The following is a 24,003-nucleotide window of genomic DNA, read 5'->3' on the forward strand; positions in this document are numbered from 1 at the left end:
CCGCCACCGAGACCCTCATGGCAGACACGGACAACGACCTCCCGCAGCACCGCGCGGCAGCAAACCCGGCAGCAAACCCGCCAGCAGGCAAAACCGCAATCGCACCGCAACAATTCTCCCTCGACGTCCTGCAGGAAAAATACGCCAAAGGCAACGAAACAACCGCCGACGACGTCTATCGCCGCGTAGCCAAAGGCGTCGCCATGGCAGAGCCAGAAGCGTTACGCCCCGCAATCGAAGCCCGCTTCGTCGAGAACCTGCAAAACGGCGCACTCGGCGCCGGCCGCATCATGAGCGCCGCCGGCGCAGGCATCGCCGCCACGCTCATCAACTGCTTCGTGCAGCCCGTCGGCGACAGCATCCAGGACACCGACGATCAAGGCCTGCCCGGTATCTATGTGGCATTGCTGCAAGCCGCCGAAACCATGCGTCGCGGCGGCGGCGTCGGCTACAACTTCTCCGCCATCCGGCCCCGCGGCGCACGCGTCAAAACCACCAGTTCGTCAGCGTCCGGACCCTGCAGCTATATCGACGTGTTCGATGCCTCATGCCGCACGGTCGAAAGCGCCGGCTCGCGGCGCGGCGCGCAGATGGCCGTGCTCGATTGCACGCACCCCGATCTGCTCGAGTTCATCGAAGCCAAACACTCGAAAGGCCGCTGGAACAATTTCAACGTGTCCGTTGCCGTCAGCGATGAATTCATGCGCGCGGTCGAAAACGATGACATGTGGCAACTCGTGCATCGCGCCGAGCCGACACCCGCCCTGCGCGCAGCCAATGACATCCACCAGCGCGAAGACGGCATGTGGGTCTACAGCGAACGGCGCGCAAAAGACATCTTCGATCGCATCATGCGCTCGACCTACGATATTGCCGAACCCGGCGTCGTGTTCATCTCGCGCATGAACGACGACAACAATCTGCGCGCCGTCGAAACGATCCGCGCGACTAACCCGTGCGGCGAGCAGCCGCTGCCGCCCTACGGCTGCTGTAATCTCGGCCCGCTGAACCTCACGCGCTTCGTGATCGATCCGTTTGCGCAACGGCATGGCGGCACGCCATCGTTCGATTGGGACGCGCTCGCGCAGCGCACCCGTACCCACGTCCGCTTTCTCGACGACGTGCTCGACGTCACGCTCTGGCCGCTGTCGCAGCAGTACGACGAATCGCGCGCGAAGCGCCGCATCGGCGTCGGCTTCACGGGCCTCGGCGACACGCTCGTCATGATGGGGTTGCGCTACAACTCGCAGGAAGGCCGCGATTTCGCCGTGCGCATCGCGCGCCTGATGCGCGACGAAGCGTATCGCGCATCCGTCGAACTCGCCCGCGAGCGCGGCGCGTTCACGCTCTTCAACGCGAAGCACTACCTCGAAGACGGCACCTTCGCGTCGCGTCTGCCCGACGACATCAAGGACTCCATTCGCAAACACGGCATCCGCAACAGCCATCTGCTCTCGATTGCGCCGACAGGCACGGTCAGCCTCGCCTTCGCCGACAACGCGTCGAACGGCATCGAACCGGCCTTCTCGTGGACCTATACGCGCATGAAAGTGATGGCTGACGGCAGCCGCGAACAGTTTGCCGTCGAAGATCATGCGTATCGCCTGTATCGAGAGCTCGGCGGCGATGTCACGCATTTGCCCGATTACTTCGTCAGCGCGCTGGAAATGTCGGCCCGCGATCATCTCGACATGATGGCCGCGGTGCAGCCGTACGTCGACACGTCGATCTCGAAGACGGTCAACGTGCCCGCCGATTATCCATTCGAGGCCTTTGAAAGCCTCTATTTCGATGCGTGGAAAGGCGGCCTCAAAGGGCTCGCGACCTATCGGCCGAACGAAACGCTCGGCGCGGTGCTGAGCGTCACGCCCGAACCTGCCGCCACAGCCGACGATGCGCTCGCGGAAACGGGCATCGATCCGCTGCGCATTGCCATCGATCACCGGCCCAAAGGCGAATTGCCCGCGATCATCGAGAAGGTCGAGTACCTGACGGCAGCGGGCAAGAAATCGCTGTATCTGGCGGTATCGTTTATCGAGGTGACGGGGCGTGTGGGTGGAGAAGAAGTGACCATCGAGCGGCCTATCGAGTTCTTCATTCCCGCAGGTCAGCGCGACGAGTCGCAGCAATGGATTACGGCGACGATGCGCTCGCTATCGCTCGCAGCGCGCGGCGGATTCGTCGCGCGCAATCTTCAGGATCTGCGCAAGGTGTCGTGGGATCGGGGACAGGTGCGGCTCGGCGAAGTGCAGCGGACAGACGGACATCGCTCGCCGCGCTGGCACGACTCGGAAGTCGCTGCGCTCGCGTATGCATTGCAGCAGATCCTGCATCGGCGCGGCTTCCTCGACGCGGAAGGCAATCAGGTGCCGTCGCGGCTGCTCGCCAGCCTGCCGCGTGGTCAGGCCAATCCCAATGCGTCCACCGCAGATCAAGCGCTGTCTGCAGTCGACGATATCGGGGAGGAACAACGCGGCGCTCAGGAACTGCGCACGATGCATGGCCGCAAGTGCGGCAATTGCGGCGCTAACGCCGTCATCCGGAAGGATGGATGCGATTTTTGCACCGCGTGTGGTGACATCGGTGCGTGCGGATGATCAGTCCGTGAAGCGAGGGATGTGCTTAGCGGAACGGACGGCGATGCGATTCGGCGACGATTTCGCACACTTCCAGATGCACGCGCCATGCGTCAGCGAAGAATGCGCGCACGCGAGCGAAGAAGCTGGGCTTGATAGTGGTCGACGTGGTGGCTGCGTAGCTCATTGCAAACTCCTTTAGGGTTGTCACCTAGGTATTAACCCTATAGTACACTTTTTATGCTGCGTTGCAAAATTAATTGCGTGTACTGGCACTGTTTCTATCAACCTGCCGCAAGCGCCCTGTCAGGCGCTGCCTTGCCCGCCCTTCAGTCTCACCGCCCTTCGGCCGGTTCGCCGCGCAACGTCATCACCGTGCTGGCAACGCTCGCGACGAGCTTGCCGTCTTCGCGCCGGATATCGCACTGGTAGTGGCTGAGCGTGCGTCCGCGATGCACCGACCAGCCATGCGCGCGCAGCCGGGCCTGCCACACGGGCCGCAGAAAGGTCGCCCGTAGATCGATGCTGGTGAATGTTTCGCCCGGTTCCGTCAGCGTCGAATGGGCCGTGCCGATGGCGGCGTCTGCGAGTTCGCACAGCATGCCGCCGTGTACGGTGCCTTGCTGGTTGCCGTGCACGCCGGCATCGGCATCGAACTCCAGAACCGCCGATGCAGCGCCGATTTCAACGAGGCGAAATCCCAGCAGGCTGGAAATCGCAGTCGGATAGCGCATATGGGTAGCGTCGTCGGCGGTCAGCCGTCCTTCGAGTTGACGTTGCAGATAATCCAGCACAGGCAAGTGGCGCGGCGAGTTGTCACGCATGTCGATTCCCTTCGCCGTTCGGACGCCCGAACGACGCATTGTTTCGGTGACGGCAGCGTAGTCCCGTACACTAGGACGATCAAACAATTGTCCTAGGTACAGTCGATGATCCTCTCCCCCGTAGCCGCGCTGACCGAAACGCTGGCTGCTGAAATCCGCAGCGGCAAGCTGGCGCCGGGCGCGGCACTGCCGACGCATCGGCAGCTTGCCGCGCGTCACGGTGTGGCGATCGCTTCCGCGAGCAAGGTCTACGCGCGGCTCAAGTCGATGGGACTGGTGATCGGCGAAACGGGACGCGGCACCTTCGTGCGCGACCGCCCGCAGCAACGCGAGTGGGACAGTGGCGACGAGGCGAGACTCAGCGCCAGCGCCATCGATCTGTCCTTCAACCATCCCACCTTGCCGGGTCAGGCGGGCATGCTGCGTGCGATGCTCCGCGAACTCGCGGCATCCGGCGATCTTGCCGCGTTGATGCATCAGCAGCCGCCCGGCGGCCGGATGCATGAACGGCGCATCGTTGCTGCGTATCTCGCGAAACAGCGCGGGGTGAAGGCCGAGGCCGAGCGCGTGTTCCTCGTCAACGGTGCGCAACAGGGACTCGACATCGCCACGCGCGCGTTGCTGGAACCACACGACGACGTTGCCGTCGATGCGTTGACCTATCCCGGCTTCAGGATGCTGGCCGACATCCAGCGGCTGACGTTGCGCCCGGTGGCCTGTCTCGACGACGGCCCGGACCTGCAGGCGCTCGACGCGCTGTGCCGCCGCCAGCGGATCCGCGCGATCTACACGATGCCGACGCTGCACAATCCGCTCGGCTGGGTGCTGACGTTGAGTCAACGCCGGCAACTCGTCGAAATCGCGCGGCGCCACGATTGCCTGCTGATCGAAGACGCGGCCTATGCATACCTGGCCCCGAAAGCACCGCCCGCACTGGCCGCCCTCGCGCCCGAGCGCACCATTCATGTGTCCAGTCTCTCCAAGAGCCTCGCAAGCGGATTGCGCTTCGGCTACGTGGTCGTACCCGAGCAGTACGCGGGAAAGATCAAGGCCGCAATTCGTGCGAGCTACTGGAGCCTGCCCGGCGTGATGACGGCGATGGCAACGCGCTGGATCGAATGCGGCGCCGTGGCGCGGCAGGAAACGCTGCTGCGACGCGAGGCGCGCGCCCGCCAGGCCATCGCGCGCGAAGCCTTCGAAGGCATGCAACTGGTTGCGCATCCCGGCTCGATGTTTCTCTGGTTGCCGTTGCCTGATGACCTGCGCATGGATGCGATCGCGACCGCGCTGGCGCAGCGAGGCATTGCGGTATCGAAAGCCGAAGCCTATGCGGCGACCCGGCACGTCCCGCATGCGTTACGCCTTGGACTGAGTTCGGTGCCGGTCGCGCAACTCAGATCCGTGCTGCTGCAGGTGCGGGAAACGATCGAGCGCTATCCCATCTGACGCGGTACATCACGCAATCAGGCCCCCGGACAGGGCGGGAACACGGCTTGCGCGCCCTCACTACGCGTTTGCACTGCGTTGTATCAAACAGCAGAAGAACTAAAATGGCGAATTAATGCCTTAATCAATAGGGCTTTGATAAATCAGGGTGACTGGCAGGGTGACTGGATCGATCGTCGACTGGATAACGCTTTTGACGCGCCGCAAGCCGCTTATGTGGATTGCCGGTGCGATATTGCTTCTGGCAAGCACCGCATCGTTTGCTAACGATCACCTGCACGTCACTTCAGAAAAGAATTCCCCTTTTATTCTTTTCTATTCCTACCCCATTGGTACGCCATCGACATACGCGCCACAAAGGCGTGTACACCGCTTTGTCGTGAAAGATCCTGGCGCAATCAGCAATGCCGCTTTCAACCCTTCGGAGAACGAGAATATTGCGCACGGCAAGCGTAAATTCCGCGTGGGCAATGCACCGGGTAATCCCTATCTCGCGCCACTCGATGGCGTGCAGTCCAGTCAGTCGCCAACCCTGCCCTTGTATGGCTTCGGGCTTCCATCCGATCCGCAAGGCCTGCCGCCCACTGCCGCCAGCGATGACGACTGGAGTTTCAGGGCCAATCCGCTATACAACATGAATCACGCACACGAGCGCGGCGCGACGTTTTCGATTCGACACGATTTCTAGTCGCATCAACCAGCAAAAAATGCTGCGTTCCTCGCTAAAGGAAACACAGCATCGTCCAGCACGCGTCACAGGATCAGGGCAAGCGCCGAAGCACGGACCCTGATCGACGTGACGTGGAAGCAGACAAGGAGACTTCGACCTGCTACCTGCCCATTGCGAGCCAGCCCGATACGGGCCGCCCAGCCCGCATCACGCAGCCTTCAGCAATCCATGCGGATCGAGCACGAATTTGCGCGGCGCGCCGCCATCGAACTGGCGATAACCTTCCGGCGCGTTATCCAGCGAAATTACCGTGACGTTGACGATATCCGCGATCGGCAGACGGTCCCACAAAATTGCCTGCATCAGATTGCGGTTGTACTTCATCACGGGCGTCTGGCCCGTGTGGAATGAATGCGACTTGGCCCAGCCGAGACCGAAGCGGATCGACAGACTACCCTTGCGCGCCGCTGCATCGGCAGCGCCCGGATCGTCCGTCACATACAGACCGGGAATGCCGATCGCGCCTGCGACCTTCGTGATGTCCATCAACGAATTGAGCACCGTAGCGGGTGCTTCTTCGCGCGAGCCGCTGCTGCCGTGCCCGTGCGCTTCAAAGCCCACGCAATCCACTGCGCAGTCCACTTCGGGCTTGCCGAGAATCTGCGCGATCTGCTCGCCGAGCGTCGCGTCTTTCGACAGATTGACGGTTTCGAAACCGACCGCACGTGCATGCGCGAGACGCTCTTCATTCATGTCACCGACGATCGTGCACGCCGCGCCCAGCAGCCGCGCCGATGCGGCAGCCGCCATGCCGACAGGCCCCGCGCCCGCGATATACACCGTCGAACCCGGCTTCACGCCCGCCATCACCGCACCGTGATAGCCCGTCGGCAAGATGTCGGACAGGCACGTGAGATCGCGGATCTTTTCCATCGCGCGGTCGCGGTCGGGGAAAGCCAGCAGGTTGAAGTCCGCGTACGGCACCATCACGTATTCGGCCTGGCCGCCGATCCAGCCGCCCATATCGACGTAGCCATACGCACCGCCTGCGCGCGACGGATTCACATTCAGGCACACGCCCGTATGCTGCTCCTTGCAGGTCTGGCAGCGCCCACACGCGACGTTGAACGGCACCGAGACCAGATCGCCTATCTTGAGCGTCTCGACATCGCGGCCCACTTCGATCACTTCACCCGTGATTTCGTGCCCTAAAACAAGGCCGACTTCAGCCGTCGTGCGGCCACGCACCATATGCTGGTCCGAGCCGCAGATATTGGTCGACACGACCTTCAGCACCACGCCATGACCGATCGCGCGCCCACGCGGATCGACCATCTTCGGGTAATCGATTGGCCGCACTTCGACCTTGCCTTGTCCCAGATACTCGACCCCGCGATTGCTGCTCATCGTCTCGTCTCCATGTTGGTCTGAATGCGCAAAAAGGCGCTGATTCGAGGTTAGTCCCTTTGCCCCGTGGGCCAATGTTCAAAACCCGACACGTGTTTTCCCCAAACCGACACAGCCCGTTTCGCCCGTTTTTGTTGATTGATCGTTCAATAAAAAAAGAATAGAGTGACGGCTTTCGGCAGCATTGCGAGCCAACATGCCCAAAGTCGGAATGCGCGAAGTGCGTCGCGCGCAACTCATCGACGCCACGCTGCTCACCATCGACCAGGCCGGTCTGTCGGGCACGACGCTGGCGTCGGTGGCGCAGCGGGCGAACATTTCCACCGGCATCGTCAGCCACTATTTCGGCGATAAAGACGGTCTGCTCGAAGCCACCATGCGCCATATCCTGCGCGATCTGTGGGCGGCCACGACGCGCCGCCGCATCGCAGCGAAGCCGCAGCCGCGTACGCGTTTGCGTGCGATCGTCGCGGCGAATTTCGATGTGTCGCAGGTCAGCGGTCCCGTCATGAAGACCTGGCTCGCGTTCTGGTCCGAGAGCATGCACGAGCCTGCGCTGCGCCGTCTGCAACGCGTCAACACGCGGCGGCTCTATTCGAATCTGTGCGCCGAGTTCGCGAAAGAACTGCCGCGCGCCCAGGCGCGGCGTGCCGCGAGCGGCCTTGCCGCGATGATCGACGGCCTGTGGCTGCGCGGTGCGCTATCCGGCGATCCGTTCGACACCAAAGCGGCCTTGCGCCTCGCCAACGACTACATCGACCTGCTGCTCGCGCAAGGCCGCGCGTAGCACGCTGCGTCAACACCATCTGCATTTCAAGGAGAAACCGTGATGCCCGCATACGGCCTGCAACGTCTTTACATCGGTGGCGAATATGTCGACGCCACCAGCGGCGTGAGCTTCGATACCTTCGATCCCGCCACGGGCGAACGGCTCGCCACCGTGCAGCAAGCGGGCGAAGCCGATATCGAACGCGCCGTGCAGTCCGCGCGCGAAGGCCAGCGCGCATGGGCCGCGCTCACGGCCATGCAGCGTTCGCGTATCCTGCGGCGCGCGGTCGAACTGCTGCGCGAGCGCAACGACGAACTCGCCGAACTCGAAATGCGCGATACGGGTAAACCGATTGCCGAAACGCGCGCCGTCGATATCGTGACGGGCGCAGATGTGATCGAGTACTACGCAGGCCTCGCGACTGCCATCGAAGGTCAGCAGATACCCCTGCGCGCCGAATCGTTCGTCTACACGCGTCGCGAGCCGCTGGGCGTCACGGCGGGCATCGGCGCGTGGAACTATCCGATCCAGATTGCGTGCTGGAAGTCGGCACCCGCGCTTGCCGCGGGCAACGCGATGATCTTCAAGCCCAGCGAAGTCACGCCGCTGTCCGCGTCGAAACTCGCGGAGATCTATCTTGAGGCAGGCGTGCCGCCTGGTGTGTTCAACGTCGTGCAAGGCGATGGCCGCGTCGGCGCAATGTTGAGTGCGCATCCCGGCATCGCGAAGATCTCCTTCACGGGCGGCGTGGAAACGGGCAAGAAAGTGATGTCGATGGCGGGCGGATCGTCGCTGAAAGAAGTGACGATGGAACTCGGCGGCAAGTCGCCTCTGATCGTGTTCGATGATGCCGATCTCGATCGCGCCGCCGATATCGCCGTCACCGCCAACTTCTTCAGTGCAGGCCAGGTGTGCACGAACGGCACGCGCGTATTCGTGCATCAATCGGTGCTGCAGGCCTTCGAAGCGCGCGTGATCGAGCGCGTGAAACGCATCCGTATCGGCAAACCTTCCGACCCGTCAACCAATTTCGGCCCGCTCGCCAGCGCCGCGCAACTGGATAAGGTGCTGGGCTACATCGAAAGCGGCAAGCAGCAAGGCGCGCGTCTGGCGCATGGCGGTGCGCGCATGACTGACGGCGACTACGCGCGCGGCCAATACGTGCTGCCCACCGTGTTCGCCGATTGCCGCGACGACATGAAGATCGTGCGCGAAGAAATCTTCGGCCCGGTGATGAGCATCCTGAGTTTCAACGACGAAGACGAAGTCATCGCACGCGCCAACGACACGATTTACGGCCTCGCCGCTGGTGTCGTCACAGAGAACCTGTCGCGCGCGCATCGCGTGATTCACCGGCTCGAAGCCGGTATCTGCTGGATCAACACGTGGGGCGAATCGCCCGCAGAAATGCCCGTGGGCGGCTACAAACAGTCGGGCGTGGGCCGCGAGAACGGCATCACGACACTCGAACACTACACGCGCATCAAATCCATCCAGGTCGAACTGGGCCAATATCAGCCCGTGTTTTGAGGGAGCGCAGCATGGCAGCGAAAGAGTACGACTACATCATCATCGGTGCGGGATCGGCAGGCAATGTGCTCGCCACGCGCCTGACGGAAGACCGTGACGCGACCGTGCTGCTGCTCGAAGCGGGCGGTCCCGACTACCGTTTCGATTTCCGCACGCAGATGCCTGCCGCCCTCGCCTATCCGCTGCAAGGGCGCCGCTATAACTGGGCCTATGAAACGGACCCGGAACCGTTCATGAACAACCGTCGCATGGAATGCGGGCGCGGCAAAGGTCTTGGCGGTTCGTCGCTGATCAACGGCATGTGCTATATCCGTGGCAACGCGCTCGACTACGACGGTTGGGCCGAACGAAAAGGCCTTGAAAACTGGGCTTATCTGGATTGTCTGCCCTATTTCCGCAAGGCCGAGACGCGCGACATCGGCGCGAACGATTATCACGGCGGCGACGGCCCGGTGCATGTGACGACCAGCAAGCCCGGTGTGAATCCCCTCTTCGAAGCGATGGTCGAAGCAGGCGTGCAGGCAGGCTATCCGCGCACCGATGACCTCAACGGCTATCAGCAGGAAGGCTTCGGGCCGATGGACCGCACCGTGACGGCGAACGGACGTCGCGCGAGCACGGCGCGCGGCTATCTGGATCAGGCGAAGCCGCGCCCCAATCTCACGATCGTCACGCACGCGACCACCGACCGCATTCTGTTTAGTGGCAAACGCGCGCAAGGTGTCGTGTATCTGGACGGCGACGCGCGCATCACCGTGCATGCGCGCCGCGAAGTGCTGCTATGCAGCGGCGCGATTGCCTCGCCGCAGATCCTGCAGCGCTCGGGTGTCGGGCCTGGCGCATGGCTGCGCGAACTCGACATTCCCGTCGTGCTCGATCTGCCGGGTGTCGGCCAGAACCTGCAGGATCATCTCGAGATGTACATGCAGTACGAGTGCAAGGAACCCGTGTCGCTCTACCCTGCACTGCTGCTGCGCAATCAGCCCGCCATCGGCATCGAATGGATGCTGAAGGGCACGGGCATCGGCGCGAGCAATCATTTCGAAGCGGGCGGCTTTATCCGCACACGCGACGACGATCCGTGGCCAAACATCCAGTATCACTTCCTGCCCGTCGCGATCAATTACAACGGCACCAACGCGATCAGGATGCACGGCTTTCAGGCGCACGTCGGCTCGATGCGTTCGCCGAGCCGTGGCCGCGTGAAGCTGCGTTCGCGCGACCCGCGCGAGCATCCGTCGATTCTCTTCAACTACATGTCCGAAGCACTCGACTGGCGCGAGTTCCGCGACGCGATCCGCATTACGCGCGAGATCATTGCGCAACCGGCACTCGACCACTTCCGTGGGCGCGAGCTGAGCCCCGGCGCCGAACTGCAAAGCGACGCACAGATCGACGCCTTCGTGCGTGCACGTGCGGAAACGGCCTACCATCCGTCGTGCTCGTGTGCGATGGGCTACGACGATATGGCCGTCGTCGATGTCGAAGGCCGCGTGCATGGTCTCGAAGGACTGCGCGTAGTCGACGCATCGATCATGCCGCGCATCACCACAGGCAATCTGAACGCGCCGACCATCATGCTGGCGGAGAAAATCGCCGACCGCATTCGCGGGCGCGCGCCGCTCGCGCGTTCTACTGCGCCCTACTATGTGGCGAACGGCGCACCGGCACGCGGCACGAAGGAAGTTGCGCGCGCACCTTCGCAGAGCATGACCGCTCACACGCATTGAGCGGCAGTGTGCGCCATCATGAATGGCGCACACGTTCCATCCCAATGCCGAATCTGTTCTATGTGATGGATTAATGGCGGCGTCTACTGGAACGAGCCGGGCTGCGAAGCACTCGACGCTTCGCGGACACAACCGGTCTCTTCCAACATCCATTCGAGGATGCCATGCCGACCACTGCTACGCCGTCTGCTTCTTCATCCGCCAAACGGCCCAGCGCCGCCGCGCGTCTCGAACGCCTGCCGTTTTCCGGGTATCACCGCACCATTTTCATCATCATCGCGATTGCGTTCTTCTTCGATTCCGTCGATCTCGGCACGATGACCTTCGTGCTCGGTTCGATCAAGACGGAGTTCGGTTTATCGAGCGCAACCACGGGACTCGTCGCGAGCGCGAGTTTCTTCGGCATGGTGCTCGGCGCAGCCGTCGCGGGTCTGTTCGCGGACCGCTTCGGACGTCGCCCCGTGTTTCAGTGGAGCATGGTGTTGTGGGGCGTCGCGTCGTACCTGTGCTCGACGGCGCAAAGCGTCGATGCGCTGATCGTGTATCGCGTGCTGCTCGGCATCGGCATGGGCATGGAGTTCCCCATCGCGCAAACGCTGTTGTCCGAATTCGTGCCGACGTCGTCGCGCGGCCGTCTCGTCGCGTTGATGGACGGCTTCTGGCCGCTCGGCTTCATCGCGGCGGGCGTCGTGTCGTTTGTCGTGCTGCCGCATTTCGGCTGGCGCACGGTGTTCGCGCTGCTCGCGATTCCCGCTGTGTTCGTGCTGATCGTACGCCGCATCGTGCCCGAATCGCCGCGCTGGCTCGAACATCGCGGACATCTGGCACAAGCCGATGCCGTGCTCGACCAGATCGAAGCGAAGGTGATGAAATCGAAAGGTCTGGGTTCGCTGCCCGCTCCGTCGCTGCTCATCGATCAGGCCGCGCCGTCGAAGCACAGCGCGTTCCGCGAGATCTGGAGCACGGCTTACCGGCAACGCACGTTCATGGTGTGGGCGTTGTGGTTCTTCGCGCTGCTCGGTTTCTATGGTCTGACATCGTGGCTCGGCGCCCTGATGCAACAGGCCGGCTTCGCCGTGACGAAATCGGTGCTCTACACCGTGCTGATCTCGCTTGGCGGCATCCCCGGCTTTCTGTGCGCGGCGTGGCTCGTCGAGCGCTGGGGACGCAAGCCGACCTGCATCGCCTCGCTGGTCGGCGGCGGTGTGATGGCGTACACGTACGGTCAGACTGCCTTGCACGCGGACAGTGTGACGCTCCTGATCTGCACGGGCCTCGCGATGCAGTTCTTCCTGTTCGGCATGTGGGCCGTGCTCTATACCTACACGCCGGAACTGTACGGCACGGGCGCACGCGCCACCGGGTCCGGCTTTGCCTCCGCGATTGGCCGCGTCGGCTCGCTGATCGGCCCGTATGCCGTCGGCGTGGTGCTGCCCATCTTCGGACAAGGCGGCGTGTTCACGCTCGGCGCGCTGTCGTTCGGCGTCGCCGCACTGGCCGTGTGGGTGATGGGCATCGAAACGAAAGGTCTGTCGCTCGAAACGCTGGTGTCACAGGTCGACGACGAAGCGCCCGCATGGCGCGTGGCCGCCGACGACGCACGCTGACACGTCACACGCAGCGCGTGCTTTCCAGAACCTGTAACGGGCTTACCCAGGCGTAAGCCTGTTACTGGCAATGCGCTGGACTGATCCGCTCCGATCCACGCTTGCCGCGCGCGCACCGCGTGCGCAGGCGCCTTTCACCACTGTCAAACCTGTAACCGCGTAACGTGGTGAAACACTCCCGTAGTCAAACTGTCGTGCCGTCCGTTTAGCATGTCCGGACTGCTCGCTCACTTGTCCACGGAGGTGTGCCGATGTTGAGCCCTCACGAACTGGCGACGCTCATGCTGTTGAATGGCAGTGAACGCCGTATCGAATCGCTCGACCCTGATGTACTCGCATTGCGCCGTTACGAACTCGTCGAAGTACAGGAGTTACGTGGCGGCATGGCAGCCCTGCAGATCAGCGCACGTGGGCGCGCACTGCTTAAACGGCTGGGAAGGGAAACGGCCGGCTGAACCTGAATACCTGAATGTCAGCGCGTGCCGCCTGCAATTATCGCCGGCGCGTGCCTACGCTCTCCGCGACGGGCTGCCGGTCGCTCACGATGTTGTACAGACTCATGCGCACCGTGATGTGCATGCCGTTCGACGCAAACGACGACAACGGCTCCGGCCTGGGTTTCGATTCGGTGGCAAGACGCGGGTTTTCACTCGCCTCTTCTTTCGTGACGACGGGATTGTCTACGGCAGCAGGCAACTCTGCCAATGCCACGTCGCTTTCGCTGACAGGTGCGTCGGCATGCGCGACACCGTGCGTCGCAGCGGGCATTTCCGCGTCCGCCAGACTGTCGGTCACCAGTGTATCGGTCATCAGCGGCACATCGTCATGCAACGCGCTGGCTGCCATTGCCGGTTCGCGCCACGCGGGTTCCGCTGCCGTGTCGACACGCGGCGACAGATCGATCCATTTCGCCAGATCCGCGAGATCCATCAGCGTGAGCTTTCCGCCATAGACGGCACCCGTATCGATGTTGATCACGTTGTCCTTCGCCGTGACCACGGACACCGGCGTATGCCCGACGATCACCGCCGTGATGTTCTCGATCCGCCCGACTGCATGCGTTTGCGCGCCCACACTGTGGCGCGCCTTGTCGAGCAGGCTGCGCAACGTGTTGCGCGACGGCGCGGGATGCGGCTGATAGGTCTTCCAGCGCGTGCGTGCCCAGATGGCCTTGCGGCGCGTCTTGCCGTCCGGCCGCTCGCGTTCGATATCGGTAACCAGCCGGTTCCAGTCGGACACGGGCGAATCCGCGTGCACGATGCCAACCAGACCATGCTCCGTTTCGATCTCGATCAGATACGGCAGCGACGCCATGTACCTGACGATATCGCTCACCCATTGCCGGTCGTCGGCTCTGTCGAGCAGCCAGTCGCCGCCATTGCCCAGCAGCGACATAGCCTGCTCTTCGCCCGCGTGCCAGCGCACGATGACATCTTCGTGATTACCCTTCACTGATTTAATGCCGTATTGCTCGACGGCGTCCAGCACGGAGTCCGATTGCGGGCCGCGATCGACGAGATCGCCGACGGCGAATAGCCGGTCGCGCTGCGGATCGAAATGGCGCGCTTCCAGTTCCGCACGCAATTGCGCAAAGCAACCGTGCAGGTCGCCCACGACGAAATCACGTCCCGAGTCATTACGCGGATAGCGGTGAACAGCGCGATAAGGCTCTTTCATAGTTGGGGCGATACAAAAAACGGCATTGGACGGAAAAAAATAATCCGCAAAATAATTGCAAATAAATCAGTGAAAAATAAGGGCGGAGTCGGCTGAAAAGCGCGCCGCATCAATGACGGCAAGCATAGCGCGCAGAAATGTGACAAGGTGCTACACAAAAAAGGATTGTGTAACTGTTCGTGAAGCGCATTGCTTTTCAGGTATTGCTACTTGCTAACGGTCGTCTTTTTTCGCGCCTACGCGGAATCCATCCGTAGCGTGCCTGGCGCCGCGCACGGCCTTCTTGCGTCGGATGCCAGCATCCGGGCGAGCAATACCCTGGAGATATGCAGTTCAATGGCGGCCGCGTCGAGCCGCCCGTGATTGCGCGCAACGGCAAGCTCGACAGCCTGCCATTCAGGAATGTCGCCGGTTTCGTCGGACGCGCTCATCAGCGGGATGCTCGCGACAGGATCGAAGCCGAGATCGAGCGCCGTGATCAACGGTCCGTTGCCGGCGACGATGGCATGCCGGATACGATTGATCATCTCCGTCACGTTGCCGGGCCAGGTGTGCGCGTCGAAGGCTTCCCATGCGCAGACGGAAAAACCTTGCACGTCGTGACGCGAGTCGGATCGAAAACTTTTCAGCAGATGCGCGGCCAGCAGACGAATGTCGGGGCCGCGCTCGCGCAGTGCGGGAATCGCAATGCAATCGGGCGCAAGCCAGGCAAAAAGGCGCGCATGCAGACGATGCTCGTCTGCTGCGCGTTGCAAGTCGATATGTGTCGAGCAGATGATGCGCACATTGCGCGCTCCGTTATCGAGCATCTCCGCCAGACGCCGCTGGGTGCCCAGCGGCAATTCGCAGATGCCATCGATATAGAGCGAGCCGCCTTCCGCCATGTCGAGGCGTGGGCGCTGAATGCTCACGTTACCGTCTTCGACTTTGGTCTCCTCGTCGCCAGATTCGCCAAATAGTGCTGCTTCCACACGCTCGGGCGCGTACGCCGCGCAATCGATCGATACGAACGGGCCTTCGCGGCGCGCCGATGCAAGATGGACGGATGACGCCGCCTGCGTCTTGCCGCTGCCCGACTCACCCACGAAGGTCACGGGACGTTCATGTTCCGCTGCGTGGCGTATCGCCGCGCGCACCTCGCCCATTGCCGGACATGCGCCGATCATCGCGAGCGCGCCTGCGTTTGCACTCCGGTGCTCGCCCGGTTCTTCCGCCGACGCCGCATACGCACGATCGAGTGCTTGCGCGACCATCTCGGCAGCAGCAGGCAACCGGATAAAGCTCACGCAGCGCGTGCGCACGATGCGACCGATCTCGGGATCATCCAGATGCGCAGCCGTGACAACAGCCACCCAGCTGATCGCAGGACTCGCGCGCGTCAGCTGATCGACTTCGTTCAGATCGGCGGGAATGCTCAACGACGGAAACTCAATCAGACCTGCCGCGCGATCGTTGGACAATAGCGCTGCGCCTTGCCGCTCACGAATATCGATGCACCGCACGCGCCATTGCAATGAGGGAAGATTGCCATCCAGACACGCGCGCTCAGGATTGCACACGTGATAGAGCCGTTTCAGGTTGAGGTTCATGATGTGATCGGTTGACCCGCCTCGAATAATCGAACAAGGACCGACTGCTTCACGCCCCCGTGAAACGTCCGCGATCGGTATTCCGAAAAGTAGCGGAATCGCGCTCGCATCAATATGAAGGGTTGTTACCGTTTGAAAACGTCTACACGCGATTGCGCATTGGAGTGTTCACACGCCTGACGATGCACGTGATCGCGCGAGCCGCGCTGTGCATCACGATGGAAGCATGGCATACCGCAAGTAAAAGCCTGGCCTGACGTTACGCGAGTAACGTTCCTTTACATTCGATGTGGATGACTGTGGCTAACACAACACATCGGTAAATCGTGGCCATTTGAGGCAGAAGATGTTCCCCATTAGCCGACTATATAACGAGGAAAGTACTGCATGCAGTGGTAGTTGAACGCAATGAGGCGGTAATTCCGATTCGCAACCCTGCTGCATGGAAGGGCTTACCGTATGGCGTGAGTCGTGGGCGTGCATGATAACTCGCCATGCTTAAGCGATGCTGATGGAATCGACGCCGCACGCTATTGCCCCGCAAAACCCAGTCAAACTTGCTACACAGACATGATGAACGGGAAGCAAACAGCAAGAAAGGTATAGCGGGAATATTTGAAAGAGTCAGGTTCCGGTATTGATCACACGCGCGCCTTAACTAGTGGACACGCCTTTGGCCACTCGCCAGGCGAGCCCGGCAAGCGCCCCTACCGCCAGAACGAGCGATCCCCACAAAACATACTTTCGCGACGTACCAGCATCGCTGTCGGCCCGCGCGGCAAATGCATCCTCTGCTGAGACAGGCAAGCCGCCACCAACCGTTGCAGCGCCAACTACAACATCATCACCGACAATCAACTCGCTGCGGCTCAAGCCAGCAGACCGCAACGAAGCATTCCCGACAGCAAGCACGAACGGCGGCGTCCCGCGGGCGACAAACGTCAGCACAGCCGGTCGCCAGCCCACAGCAATACCAGGCTGACCATCTCCCCACCCACCGTTACGCATATCGACGGCAATCCGCCACTCATGATCCGTATCGACCGGCAAGTCGAACGGCGTATTGATCTGCTCGCCCGAAGACCCGCGCAATCGAAATAGCGTGCCCTCATCGACAACCCGCCACGGCGCCTGCGCATTAGCGCGCGAAAATATCGTTGCGCGCGCCACGGTATTGGGTTGCGGCAATTCGAATCGCAAACGATCGACTGGATAGGCGCCGTCTGTCTCGAACAGATACTCCCCTGCCACGCGGCCCGCGCGCACATGGATCGCATCGCGCCATTGCCGCGCGGCATTGGCGCGTTCCGTCGCGCGTGGATCAGTGGCACGTATCTCGACGTCAGCCGATGCGATCTGCGGCGCATTGTCCAGCCAGTCGAGCCGCACATAACGTTCGCGCAGTCCGTCGCGCTCGATGCGCTCCTGCGAAATCGTATTGCCGTCGTGACTCACCTTTAGCAACTGCGTCGCCGTCACAGGCCGCCAGACACGCAGATCGTCGCTCGCCTCGACGCGCACGCGCCCCTGGTAGGCGGCGTTGTCAAGATGAACCAGCAGCGCGTCAGCGTATCCGTCGATGCGGCCCATATCCACGAGATCGCCACTGCGTTCTGCCCGCGCGGGCGCTCCCGTTGTTGCGCGCAATGACCCGTCTGAAGCAATCGACACACCGAGCGGAACGTCGTGCGTCCCTGTATCCGCAACGGGCAGCGCGAACCACTGCACCGCGCGCCGTTGCGGCGGCGGTGGCGCAACTGCCTTTGGCATATCCAGCGAATAAGGAACCGGCTCGCCTGCGCCGTTGTAGACGCGCACGTCGCCGAGATCGCGGCGCAGACTGGCCGCATACACGGCCTGTGGCACGCTGGCCGCGTAGTACGCAGCGTTACCGTTCAGATCGAGTGCAAAACGCTGCGCGAAGTGATCGGCGCTGAAAGCACCGAACGACAGCGCGCTCAATGCGAAACCCGCGAAAAGACGCTTCATCGGCTGCCTTCCATCAGAGCCTGCTCCTTCGGTGGCAACGGCGAGAAATAGCCGATCAGCAGCAACATCACACCAATGCCAATGAACGAAACAATACGTTCGATACCCTGCAGATGCGACAGATCGAACACGAACAGCTTGACCACCGTCACAGCCAGCAGCGCAGCACCAACGAACCAGTAAGGCCGCTTGACGCGCCGCGTTGCCCAGATCATCAGCGCCAGCGCGCAGAGTGTCCAGAACACTGATACCGATGCCTGCACGAGCGTCGAATGCGCCATGTCGTCGAACGTATAGGCAACGCCTGTCCAGTGGTGCAGCGTGCGCAGCAGCATGGCGTTGAGCCAGATAAATGCCGTCGCGCCCACGGCAACCTGCAACATCACGGGGAAATCCGCCACGGGCAAGCCGAGTTCTCGCAGCCGCTGCCACCAGATGAAAACAGCGACGACGATCAGCAATTGCGCGACATCGAGCGGATTCAGGATGGGCAGCCAGAACAACGGCGACGCGTCGCCGTCGCTCTGCACGCTCACGATGCTCCATGCCCACAGCAGCGCAACAAGCGGCGTCGCGCCCCACACCAGATATGCACGCGCAAACCGCGCGACGGGCCAGCGCACGCGCATGCCAACGCCGGACAGCGCAAGCAGGATCAGCCCGAAACCGTATGCCCATGCGCTCCAGCTCCACGCGCCTTCGGGCACGTAGCCGCGCAGGCGCCAGTAGCCTTCGAGCGCGGCGAGGCCGCACAGATTCCAGAAGCTCAGCGTATGCAGCGGCGCAAGCCATCGCTCGTCGATGTCGCGCTGCTGACGCCACAGCAGCAGATAGCCGCCTACAGCAGCCACGGGCCACGCGACGATGCCGAGACCTGTCGACGGTGCCGCCAACAGCCCGAACATCGCAAGCGCAAGCAACGACAGCGCGGGTGCCAGTGCAAGCGCTGCGTGATCGGCGAGGCGCCAGGCGAGCTTGCGGCCCGCAGCATGCGCGAGCCATGCCGTCGCTACGGCGAACAGCACCAGCGCATTGTCGGTGAAACGCGATATCGGCTCGCTCACATGCTGCACCGCATAAGCATGGATCTCGTTGACGCCACCACCGATCCACCACGCCAGTCCCCATGCCGAGGCGGCAAGACCGGCTTCCGGCATCCATGCATGCCACTCACGCGCCTCGTTCCGGCCATGCAGCCACCAGCCGGAGAACAGCCCGGCCAGCGCGATCAGCAAGGTCGCGATGTAGATGCTATTGAGCACGGGAAGCGCATCGCGCACGGGATGCACGACCACGCCGACGCTGAACGCGACGGCCGCCGCGCCCTGCATCAGCACACCGAATGCAAACGGCACGAGACGGCGCTGGCGAACGCTCATCCATACGAGCGCGGCGCCTTCGATCGCCCATGCCGCGCTGGTGGTCGGCCCGCTGAACGCAAGCGGCACGGCAAGCGTCGCGAAGATCACGGCGAGCGCGAGCATCGCTTCGAACATCAGACGCAAACGGTCGCGGCGGCGCGCGAGCCACGCTGCGATCGCGAGATAAAAGCCGGACAGTGCCACCGCGCTCCATGCAAGGCCGAACGGAATGTCGCGCATGAGTGCGGCCTGCAGCCCGATAGCGACGATCGGCGTGCCGAACACGAGCGTCCCGTCCACGTAATGCTTCAATTCAAGTTCGCGATGCACGGCATACAGCAGAGCAATACCGACATACATCAGGAAGAACAGCACGAGAAACGGCTCAGTGCTTTGCAACAGTTCCGGACGATAGGCCGTCACGCCCCATACCGTGCCGATCGTGAAGGTGAACACGAAACCGAGCAGATTGAGCGGCCGCCATGCCTTGAACCATGCGATGGCGAAAATGCCTGCGTTGAGTAACGCGTAGTAGCTGAACAGCACGACATGGCTGCCGCCGCCTGTCGCGAGCAGCACGGGCGCGAGAAAGCCGCCAGCACTGCCCATGAACGCGAGTGGCGATGCATTCTGCCGCACCGCGAGAAAAGCGCTCAGCAGGCAGGTGATCACCATCAGAGGAAACGCAGCGCCCACGGGCAGCAGGTGATAAAGCCGCGTGGCAGCGAACACGGTCAGGTACAGCACGCCGATACCGCCACCCTGCAGCACGAGACCATAGACGCCACGCCGCTGGCCGATACGCCAGCCGAGTGCGATCAGCCCTGTCGCGCCCAACGCCACACCGGCGAGGCGGAACTCGATGGGCATCATGCTGTTGTCGGCGGCATATTTGAGCAGAAACGCGACGCCGAAAAACAGCACGATCATCCCGACCCGCACCACCGTATTGCCACCCAGCAGCCAGTTGCGTGCCGCTTGCCACGCGCGGCTTGCCATGCCCGGCTCACGTGAGACGGCAGGTGTCGGCACTGCGCGCACATCGTGCAGTTGCGCCGGCGCCAAATCCTCGTCGAGGATCAATTCGGGCGGCATCCCGGCCGGAATCGCGATGACGGGCGGTACGGGCGGCGCTGCGGGTTCAGTTGGCGTCACCGTTTCGGAATGCGGAGGTGGCACGGCCGGCGTCGGCGAAACACCTGCCGCCGTCTGTCCGATCCCGCGCGCGAGTTCCGACCTCAGCGTCTGGACTTCCGCTTCCAGACGCTCGACACGTTCGGCCAGTGTGACAGGTGTGCCCAAGGCACCCGAAGGCGATTGCGCAGCATGCGGCGGCGTTTTCGCGGGGGTATCTCGCGGCATCAATCGTCCGATCAGAAAGCCGGCAAATGCGCCGAGCAGCGCACCATTGCTGACCGAGACATCGAACATCAATCCGAAGATACCGCCGAACACAAAACCCGCAGCAACAAGAATCCATGTCCTCACAGTCATGCCCCTCGCCATCGTGATCGTCCGATCAACGAGACATCATTGTTCGCTTCGTTTTATTCGTTCTGGATTCGCGTGAGCGACTCCGGCGTATGGCTATGCAGCGCCGGCGCGAATTGCCCGTCGACGGCCGCTATGAGTGTATGCTCAACCCGGCTGCAAACGTGTTTAGGAAACCTTCTAATCACGGACGTTATGTGGGCTTGCATGCCATGAGTGTGCGCGAACGAACGCATTCGCCGCTCGCACTATAGTAGATACCCGAATGGCTGACGGTCTTCACCGGGTACTTCCTCAACTACGCCCGCACGGATTACGATTACGCCGCCCGCTAACGCGACCGCGCTGCGAAGTACGTTTCAACCCCTGCGGACCAGCGCCCGTCACCCGTTGCGCGTGCGAGCATGTTGGCGCCGACGATGGCGGCAAAGGCCGCCGTCATCTCATCTTCGGACAGTGTCGAAGATGGGTCCGCAAGGGCAACCTGCCTGAACGTCGCGAACAGTTGCTCTACGCCCTCGCGGAACGCGTCGTGTAACGCAGGGCTTGCGTGATGTCGGGCCGCGTCCTGTCCGAGCGCGACTATCAGGCAACTCTGCTCGACCGGCTTCTTCGCGAGGTAGTACGCGACGCGCCGCTTCAGCGCGCCCACTACCGGTTGTCGCTTCGATTGCGCCCTGGCTTTCCAGTTGCGCACGGAACGCGCAAATCCGGACGAGCACGCTTCCGCGATCAACGCATCTTTCGATTCGAAGTGATTGTAGAAGCCACCCTGCGTCATGCCCGCCCGCGCCATGATGTCGGAAATGCTCACGGCTGCGACACCACCGCCGCGCACGGCAGCATCGGCCTGATCGACGATCCGCTGCCGGTTCATGTCAGCCTGCTCGCGATTCGAACGTCCCACGAAATACTCCTGCGACGATAACGGTAAAGAACCTTCCCGCCATTTGCGGCTGGGTCAGACGCTGCGCCTGAAGGTGAGAAGACGGGCAACCGACCGCTGACATAGATCGCCATGCTGGTTTACCGTATCGCTTTGCACTGTGACCATGCCGCGATCCGATCTGGAACGGGACGGCGTGATTTCCATGATCGTGCTCACAACGTGCAGCACGTCGTCAGGACGCGTCGCGCGCGGCCACGTGACTTCGCTGCCCGCGCCTATCACGCCGCCCGCCAGCGGCAGGCTCTCCACAAGCAGTCTCATCGTAATGGCAGCCGTATGCCAGCCGCTTGCCGCCAGTCCGGCAAAGAACGTGTCTTTGGCTGCCTCTTCGCTCAGATGAAATGGCTGCGGATCGAATCGTTGCGCGAATTCGCGTATCTGCCCCGCGTCGAGCGGGTATTCCGAACTCGTGAAAACCATTCCGACCGTGAGATCTTCCAGATAAACAGCTTCTGACTGGCTGCGACTGCTCTCGCTCATGTCTCCTCCTTTCAACGCTTCGATCAGTTTTAGACCTTGCCAGGCGCGCCGGTGCGAACGTAGAATAAATTACGCTCAACATTTATTTTTGGCAAGTGGAGCGAAGCTACGGAATGAAGTACTGAGTACGGTTAAGCCCGCTGGCGAAGCGCCAGCTTCGATATCCAGTTCGAGGAAATCATCATGCCACTCGTACGCATTGATCTCGCCGAAGGCCAGTCCGCCGACTATCGCAGCGCCGTCGCCGATGAAGTCTACAAAGCGATGACCACGACGATGAACGTACCCATCGACGATCGCTTTATGCTGATCAACGAGCACAAGCCAGGTAACTTCTCGCCGATCCGAATTATCTCGGCATCCAGCGGTCGCCTCAGTGCATCATCGTGCAACTCACGTTGAATGCGGGCCGGGACATCACACTCAAAAAAGCCTTCTACAAGGCACTCAGCGAAGGATTGCATGCTCGCGTCGGGTTGCGACGCGAGGATCTGTTCATCAGCCTCGTCGAGGTGCCGAAAGAGAACTGGTCGTTCGGTAACGGTGAGGCACAGTACGCGCAATAAGCCCGCGTTCGGTATGCGCCGCTCTCGCGGCGCACTTCAAAGGGCGACAGGTCTCAGCGTCCGCCCGCATGCCATGCAGTCTTGACTAGCCCCTTCCCTTTCGCATAGGCGACTCGCGTGGGATCAGGATAGTCGTCATTCAGCGTTGCAAGAAAAGCCGCTACGTCGTCGATTTCCTGCTCGCTCCATGCAGGCTGCTCACCCTGCTTGCGCGTCAGTGGTTCATCGATCGTGTCGACATTGACGCGATAGTCGACAGGCAGATCGTCGAACTTGACGACCTTATGGTGCGCGCCTTTCGAGTACCACTTCGCCGGGTCGGTGTCGCGCTGCACATAAAACCGCAGCGCATCCTTTAGCGTGTGGAAACGCCCGTTGTGGAAGAACACGCGGCGCGTGGCGGTATTGCGCAAGGACGGTGTCTTGAAGAGACCGCAGTTTGCCTTTTCCGCAGACTGATCCGTGCGCAATGGACCGCATAAGCCCATATCGTAGTAGCGCGGATCGGCATTCGCTTTCAGTTCGCGATTGCGCGGCACGCCGAGCGCTTCGAAGGTGTAATCCGTAAAGAGAGGATGTGCTCCGTTCACGCCAGGCTGGTCAATATGGCAAGACGCGCAGTTGCCGCGTGCCGGATCGTCGAATAGCTGCTTGCCGCGCATCTCCTGCGCCGTCAGCTTGACCTTGCCGTCGAGGTAGTAGTCGAACTTGCTGTTGTACGGATGAAATGCGGGATCTTCCAGCTGATAGCGTTCGACGGCATACATCGCCTGCGCAAAAGCCTTCCGTGGGTCGACAAAGATGGTGTCGCCGAACACCTGCCTGAAACGTGCAGCGTAGGGCGTGCGTTGCAGTTTCGCGAGCACGTCGGCAGGATCGCGGTTGGCCATCTCGTTCGGATTGAACAGCGGGAACGTCGCCTGATCGTGCAGGGAATTGAAGCGACCATCCCAGCCGAATCCGCCCATCGGCGCGTTGTCGGTTTCGGTCAGACGTTCGGACAGACTCGCGGCCTGTGGATGCGACCAGATCGGCGTCCTGTTCAGCACGTAACGCAAACTCGGCACGGCGCGCGTGCCCTGCGTTTTCATATCGGCGCCACCGAGTTGTGCTGCGAGTCCGTTGGGCGGCCCATACGCATGCGATGGGCTATGGCAGGTCGCGCACGACATCTTGCCGGAGGCCGACAGCGACCGGTCGAAGAAGATCAGCTTGCCGAGCGCGGCCGCGTCGCTGTAAGTGGATGTCGTCGTGTCGGCTAACGCCGCCGGCGTCACACTGAATCCGGCGGCCGCAGCCAGCGCGGTGAACACCGCGCGTCGAGCGTTGAAAAAGGACATCG

At 62.0% G+C, this 24,003-nt stretch carries 18 protein-coding genes and 1 pseudogene; 9 read left to right on the forward strand and 10 right to left on the reverse strand.

Annotation, left to right across the window (positions count from 1 at the left end; all coding sequences use genetic code 11):
* Positions 1–17: 17 nt before the first annotated feature.
* On the forward strand, positions 18–2,597 hold the full coding sequence (locus tag DK391_RS27190) for an adenosylcobalamin-dependent ribonucleoside-diphosphate reductase (protein ID WP_109481107.1): 2,580 nt from the start codon (positions 18–20) through the stop codon (positions 2,595–2,597).
* Positions 2,598–2,622: 25 nt separating this feature from the next.
* Here DK391_RS27190 and DK391_RS44430 read toward each other — a convergent pair whose 3' ends face one another.
* Complete coding sequence (locus DK391_RS44430; protein ID WP_162600915.1) at positions 2,623–2,763, reverse strand: hypothetical protein; 141 nt, start codon at positions 2,761–2,763, stop codon at positions 2,623–2,625.
* 148 nt (positions 2,764–2,911) lie between these two features.
* Positions 2,912–3,400: a PaaI family thioesterase gene (locus DK391_RS27195; protein WP_109481145.1), complete on the reverse strand. Its 489-nt coding sequence runs from the start codon at positions 3,398–3,400 to the stop codon at positions 2,912–2,914.
* Positions 3,401–3,505: 105 nt separating this feature from the next.
* Between DK391_RS27195 and DK391_RS27200 the strand changes: the two genes are divergently transcribed.
* The gene (locus tag DK391_RS27200) at positions 3,506–4,846 is read left to right on the forward strand and encodes a PLP-dependent aminotransferase family protein (RefSeq protein ID WP_109481108.1); all 1,341 of its coding nucleotides are present in this window, start codon (positions 3,506–3,508) and stop codon (positions 4,844–4,846) included.
* A gap of 160 nt (positions 4,847–5,006) precedes the next feature.
* Positions 5,007–5,534: a hypothetical protein gene (locus DK391_RS27205; RefSeq protein ID WP_109481109.1), complete on the forward strand. Its 528-nt coding sequence runs from the start codon at positions 5,007–5,009 to the stop codon at positions 5,532–5,534.
* 189 nt (positions 5,535–5,723) lie between these two features.
* Here the strand turns inward: DK391_RS27205 and fdhA are convergent, their stop codons facing one another.
* A complete protein-coding gene (fdhA, locus tag DK391_RS27210) occupies positions 5,724–6,923 on the reverse strand; it encodes a formaldehyde dehydrogenase, glutathione-independent (RefSeq protein WP_109481110.1) in 1,200 nt (399 codons plus the stop codon).
* A gap of 196 nt (positions 6,924–7,119) precedes the next feature.
* Between fdhA and betI the strand changes: the two genes are divergently transcribed.
* The 5 genes from betI to DK391_RS27235 all read left to right on the forward strand — a co-directional run bounded on the left by betI (position 7,120) and on the right by DK391_RS27235 (position 13,014).
* Positions 7,120–7,710: a transcriptional regulator BetI gene (gene betI, locus DK391_RS27215; RefSeq protein ID WP_109481111.1), complete on the forward strand. Its 591-nt coding sequence runs from the start codon at positions 7,120–7,122 to the stop codon at positions 7,708–7,710.
* Positions 7,711–7,752: 42 nt separating this feature from the next.
* Positions 7,753–9,222 (forward strand): betaine-aldehyde dehydrogenase, encoded by a 1,470-nt coding sequence (betB, locus tag DK391_RS27220; protein WP_109481112.1) that lies wholly within the window; start codon positions 7,753–7,755, stop codon positions 9,220–9,222.
* Positions 9,223–9,233: 11 nt separating this feature from the next.
* Entirely contained in the window at positions 9,234–10,952 is a 1,719-nt protein-coding gene (gene betA, locus DK391_RS27225) for a choline dehydrogenase (RefSeq protein ID WP_109481113.1), read from the forward strand.
* Positions 10,953–11,116: 164 nt separating this feature from the next.
* Positions 11,117–12,559: an MFS transporter gene (locus DK391_RS27230; RefSeq protein WP_109481114.1), complete on the forward strand. Its 1,443-nt coding sequence runs from the start codon at positions 11,117–11,119 to the stop codon at positions 12,557–12,559.
* Positions 12,560–12,810: 251 nt separating this feature from the next.
* Positions 12,811–13,014, forward strand: a complete 204-nt coding sequence (locus DK391_RS27235) for a hypothetical protein (RefSeq protein WP_109481115.1) — start codon at positions 12,811–12,813, stop codon at positions 13,012–13,014.
* A gap of 37 nt (positions 13,015–13,051) precedes the next feature.
* Here the strand turns inward: DK391_RS27235 and DK391_RS27240 are convergent, their stop codons facing one another.
* From DK391_RS27240 to DK391_RS27265, 6 genes are all read right to left on the reverse strand, one after another.
* Positions 13,052–14,236 carry a metallophosphoesterase gene (locus DK391_RS27240; RefSeq protein WP_109481116.1) on the reverse strand — a complete coding sequence of 395 codons (1,185 nt, stop codon included), beginning with the start codon at positions 14,234–14,236 and terminating at the stop codon, positions 13,052–13,054.
* Between the two features lie 236 nt (positions 14,237–14,472).
* A complete protein-coding gene (locus tag DK391_RS27245; RefSeq protein ID WP_109481117.1) occupies positions 14,473–15,825 on the reverse strand; it encodes a sigma 54-interacting transcriptional regulator in 1,353 nt (450 codons plus the stop codon).
* Between the two features lie 654 nt (positions 15,826–16,479).
* A complete protein-coding gene (locus DK391_RS27250) occupies positions 16,480–17,814 on the reverse strand; it encodes a DUF3999 domain-containing protein (protein WP_109481118.1) in 1,335 nt (444 codons plus the stop codon).
* Positions 17,811–20,669: a DUF2339 domain-containing protein gene (locus DK391_RS27255; RefSeq protein ID WP_109481119.1), complete on the reverse strand. Its 2,859-nt coding sequence runs from the start codon at positions 20,667–20,669 to the stop codon at positions 17,811–17,813. Before DK391_RS27255 ends, DK391_RS27250 begins: the two co-directional genes overlap by 4 nt.
* 328 nt (positions 20,670–20,997) lie before the next feature.
* Positions 20,998–21,573: a TetR/AcrR family transcriptional regulator gene (locus DK391_RS27260; RefSeq protein ID WP_109481120.1), complete on the reverse strand. Its 576-nt coding sequence runs from the start codon at positions 21,571–21,573 to the stop codon at positions 20,998–21,000.
* A gap of 54 nt (positions 21,574–21,627) precedes the next feature.
* A complete protein-coding gene (locus DK391_RS27265; protein WP_109481121.1) occupies positions 21,628–22,095 on the reverse strand; it encodes a MaoC family dehydratase in 468 nt (155 codons plus the stop codon).
* A 183-nt stretch (positions 22,096–22,278) separates the two neighbouring features.
* Here DK391_RS27265 and DK391_RS27270 point away from each other — a divergent pair.
* Positions 22,279–22,661: pseudogene (locus DK391_RS27270) on the forward strand (tautomerase family protein).
* A 53-nt stretch (positions 22,662–22,714) separates the two neighbouring features.
* On the opposite strand, the gene DK391_RS27275 reads toward DK391_RS27270, so the two are convergent.
* Complete coding sequence (locus DK391_RS27275; RefSeq protein WP_109481122.1) at positions 22,715–24,001, reverse strand: cytochrome c peroxidase; 1,287 nt, start codon at positions 23,999–24,001, stop codon at positions 22,715–22,717.
* Positions 24,002–24,003: the final 2 nt, after the last annotated feature.

Source organism: Paraburkholderia sp. C35, from assembly GCF_003121405.1.
In the GTDB taxonomy this organism is placed as follows: domain Bacteria; phylum Pseudomonadota; class Gammaproteobacteria; order Burkholderiales; family Burkholderiaceae; genus Paraburkholderia.

Bases quoted from the DNA above. Each gene is read 5' to 3' on its own strand.
- DK391_RS27190 (WP_109481107.1), top strand. From the start codon at position 18: ATGGCAGACACGGACAACGACCTCCCGCAGCACCGCGCGGCAGCAAAC.
- DK391_RS44430 (WP_162600915.1), bottom strand. From the start codon at position 2,763: ATGAGCTACGCAGCCACCACGTCGACCACTATCAAGCCCAGCTTCTTC.
- DK391_RS27195 (WP_109481145.1), bottom strand. From the start codon at position 3,400: ATGCGTGACAACTCGCCGCGCCACTTGCCTGTGCTGGATTATCTGCAA.
- DK391_RS27200 (WP_109481108.1), top strand. From the start codon at position 3,506: ATGATCCTCTCCCCCGTAGCCGCGCTGACCGAAACGCTGGCTGCTGAA.
- fdhA (WP_109481110.1), bottom strand. From the start codon at position 6,923: ATGAGCAGCAATCGCGGGGTCGAGTATCTGGGACAAGGCAAGGTCGAA.
- betI (WP_109481111.1), top strand. From the start codon at position 7,120: ATGCCCAAAGTCGGAATGCGCGAAGTGCGTCGCGCGCAACTCATCGAC.
- betB (WP_109481112.1), top strand. From the start codon at position 7,753: ATGCCCGCATACGGCCTGCAACGTCTTTACATCGGTGGCGAATATGTC.
- betA (WP_109481113.1), top strand. From the start codon at position 9,234: ATGGCAGCGAAAGAGTACGACTACATCATCATCGGTGCGGGATCGGCA.
- DK391_RS27230 (WP_109481114.1), top strand. From the start codon at position 11,117: ATGCCGACCACTGCTACGCCGTCTGCTTCTTCATCCGCCAAACGGCCC.
- DK391_RS27235 (WP_109481115.1), top strand. From the start codon at position 12,811: ATGTTGAGCCCTCACGAACTGGCGACGCTCATGCTGTTGAATGGCAGT.
- DK391_RS27240 (WP_109481116.1), bottom strand. From the start codon at position 14,236: ATGAAAGAGCCTTATCGCGCTGTTCACCGCTATCCGCGTAATGACTCG.
- DK391_RS27245 (WP_109481117.1), bottom strand. From the start codon at position 15,825: ATGAACCTCAACCTGAAACGGCTCTATCACGTGTGCAATCCTGAGCGC.
- DK391_RS27250 (WP_109481118.1), bottom strand. From the start codon at position 17,814: ATGAAGCGTCTTTTCGCGGGTTTCGCATTGAGCGCGCTGTCGTTCGGT.
- DK391_RS27255 (WP_109481119.1), bottom strand. From the start codon at position 20,669: ATGACTGTGAGGACATGGATTCTTGTTGCTGCGGGTTTTGTGTTCGGC.
- DK391_RS27265 (WP_109481121.1), bottom strand. From the start codon at position 22,095: ATGAGCGAGAGCAGTCGCAGCCAGTCAGAAGCTGTTTATCTGGAAGAT.
- DK391_RS27275 (WP_109481122.1), bottom strand. From the start codon at position 24,001: ATGTCCTTTTTCAACGCTCGACGCGCGGTGTTCACCGCGCTGGCTGCG.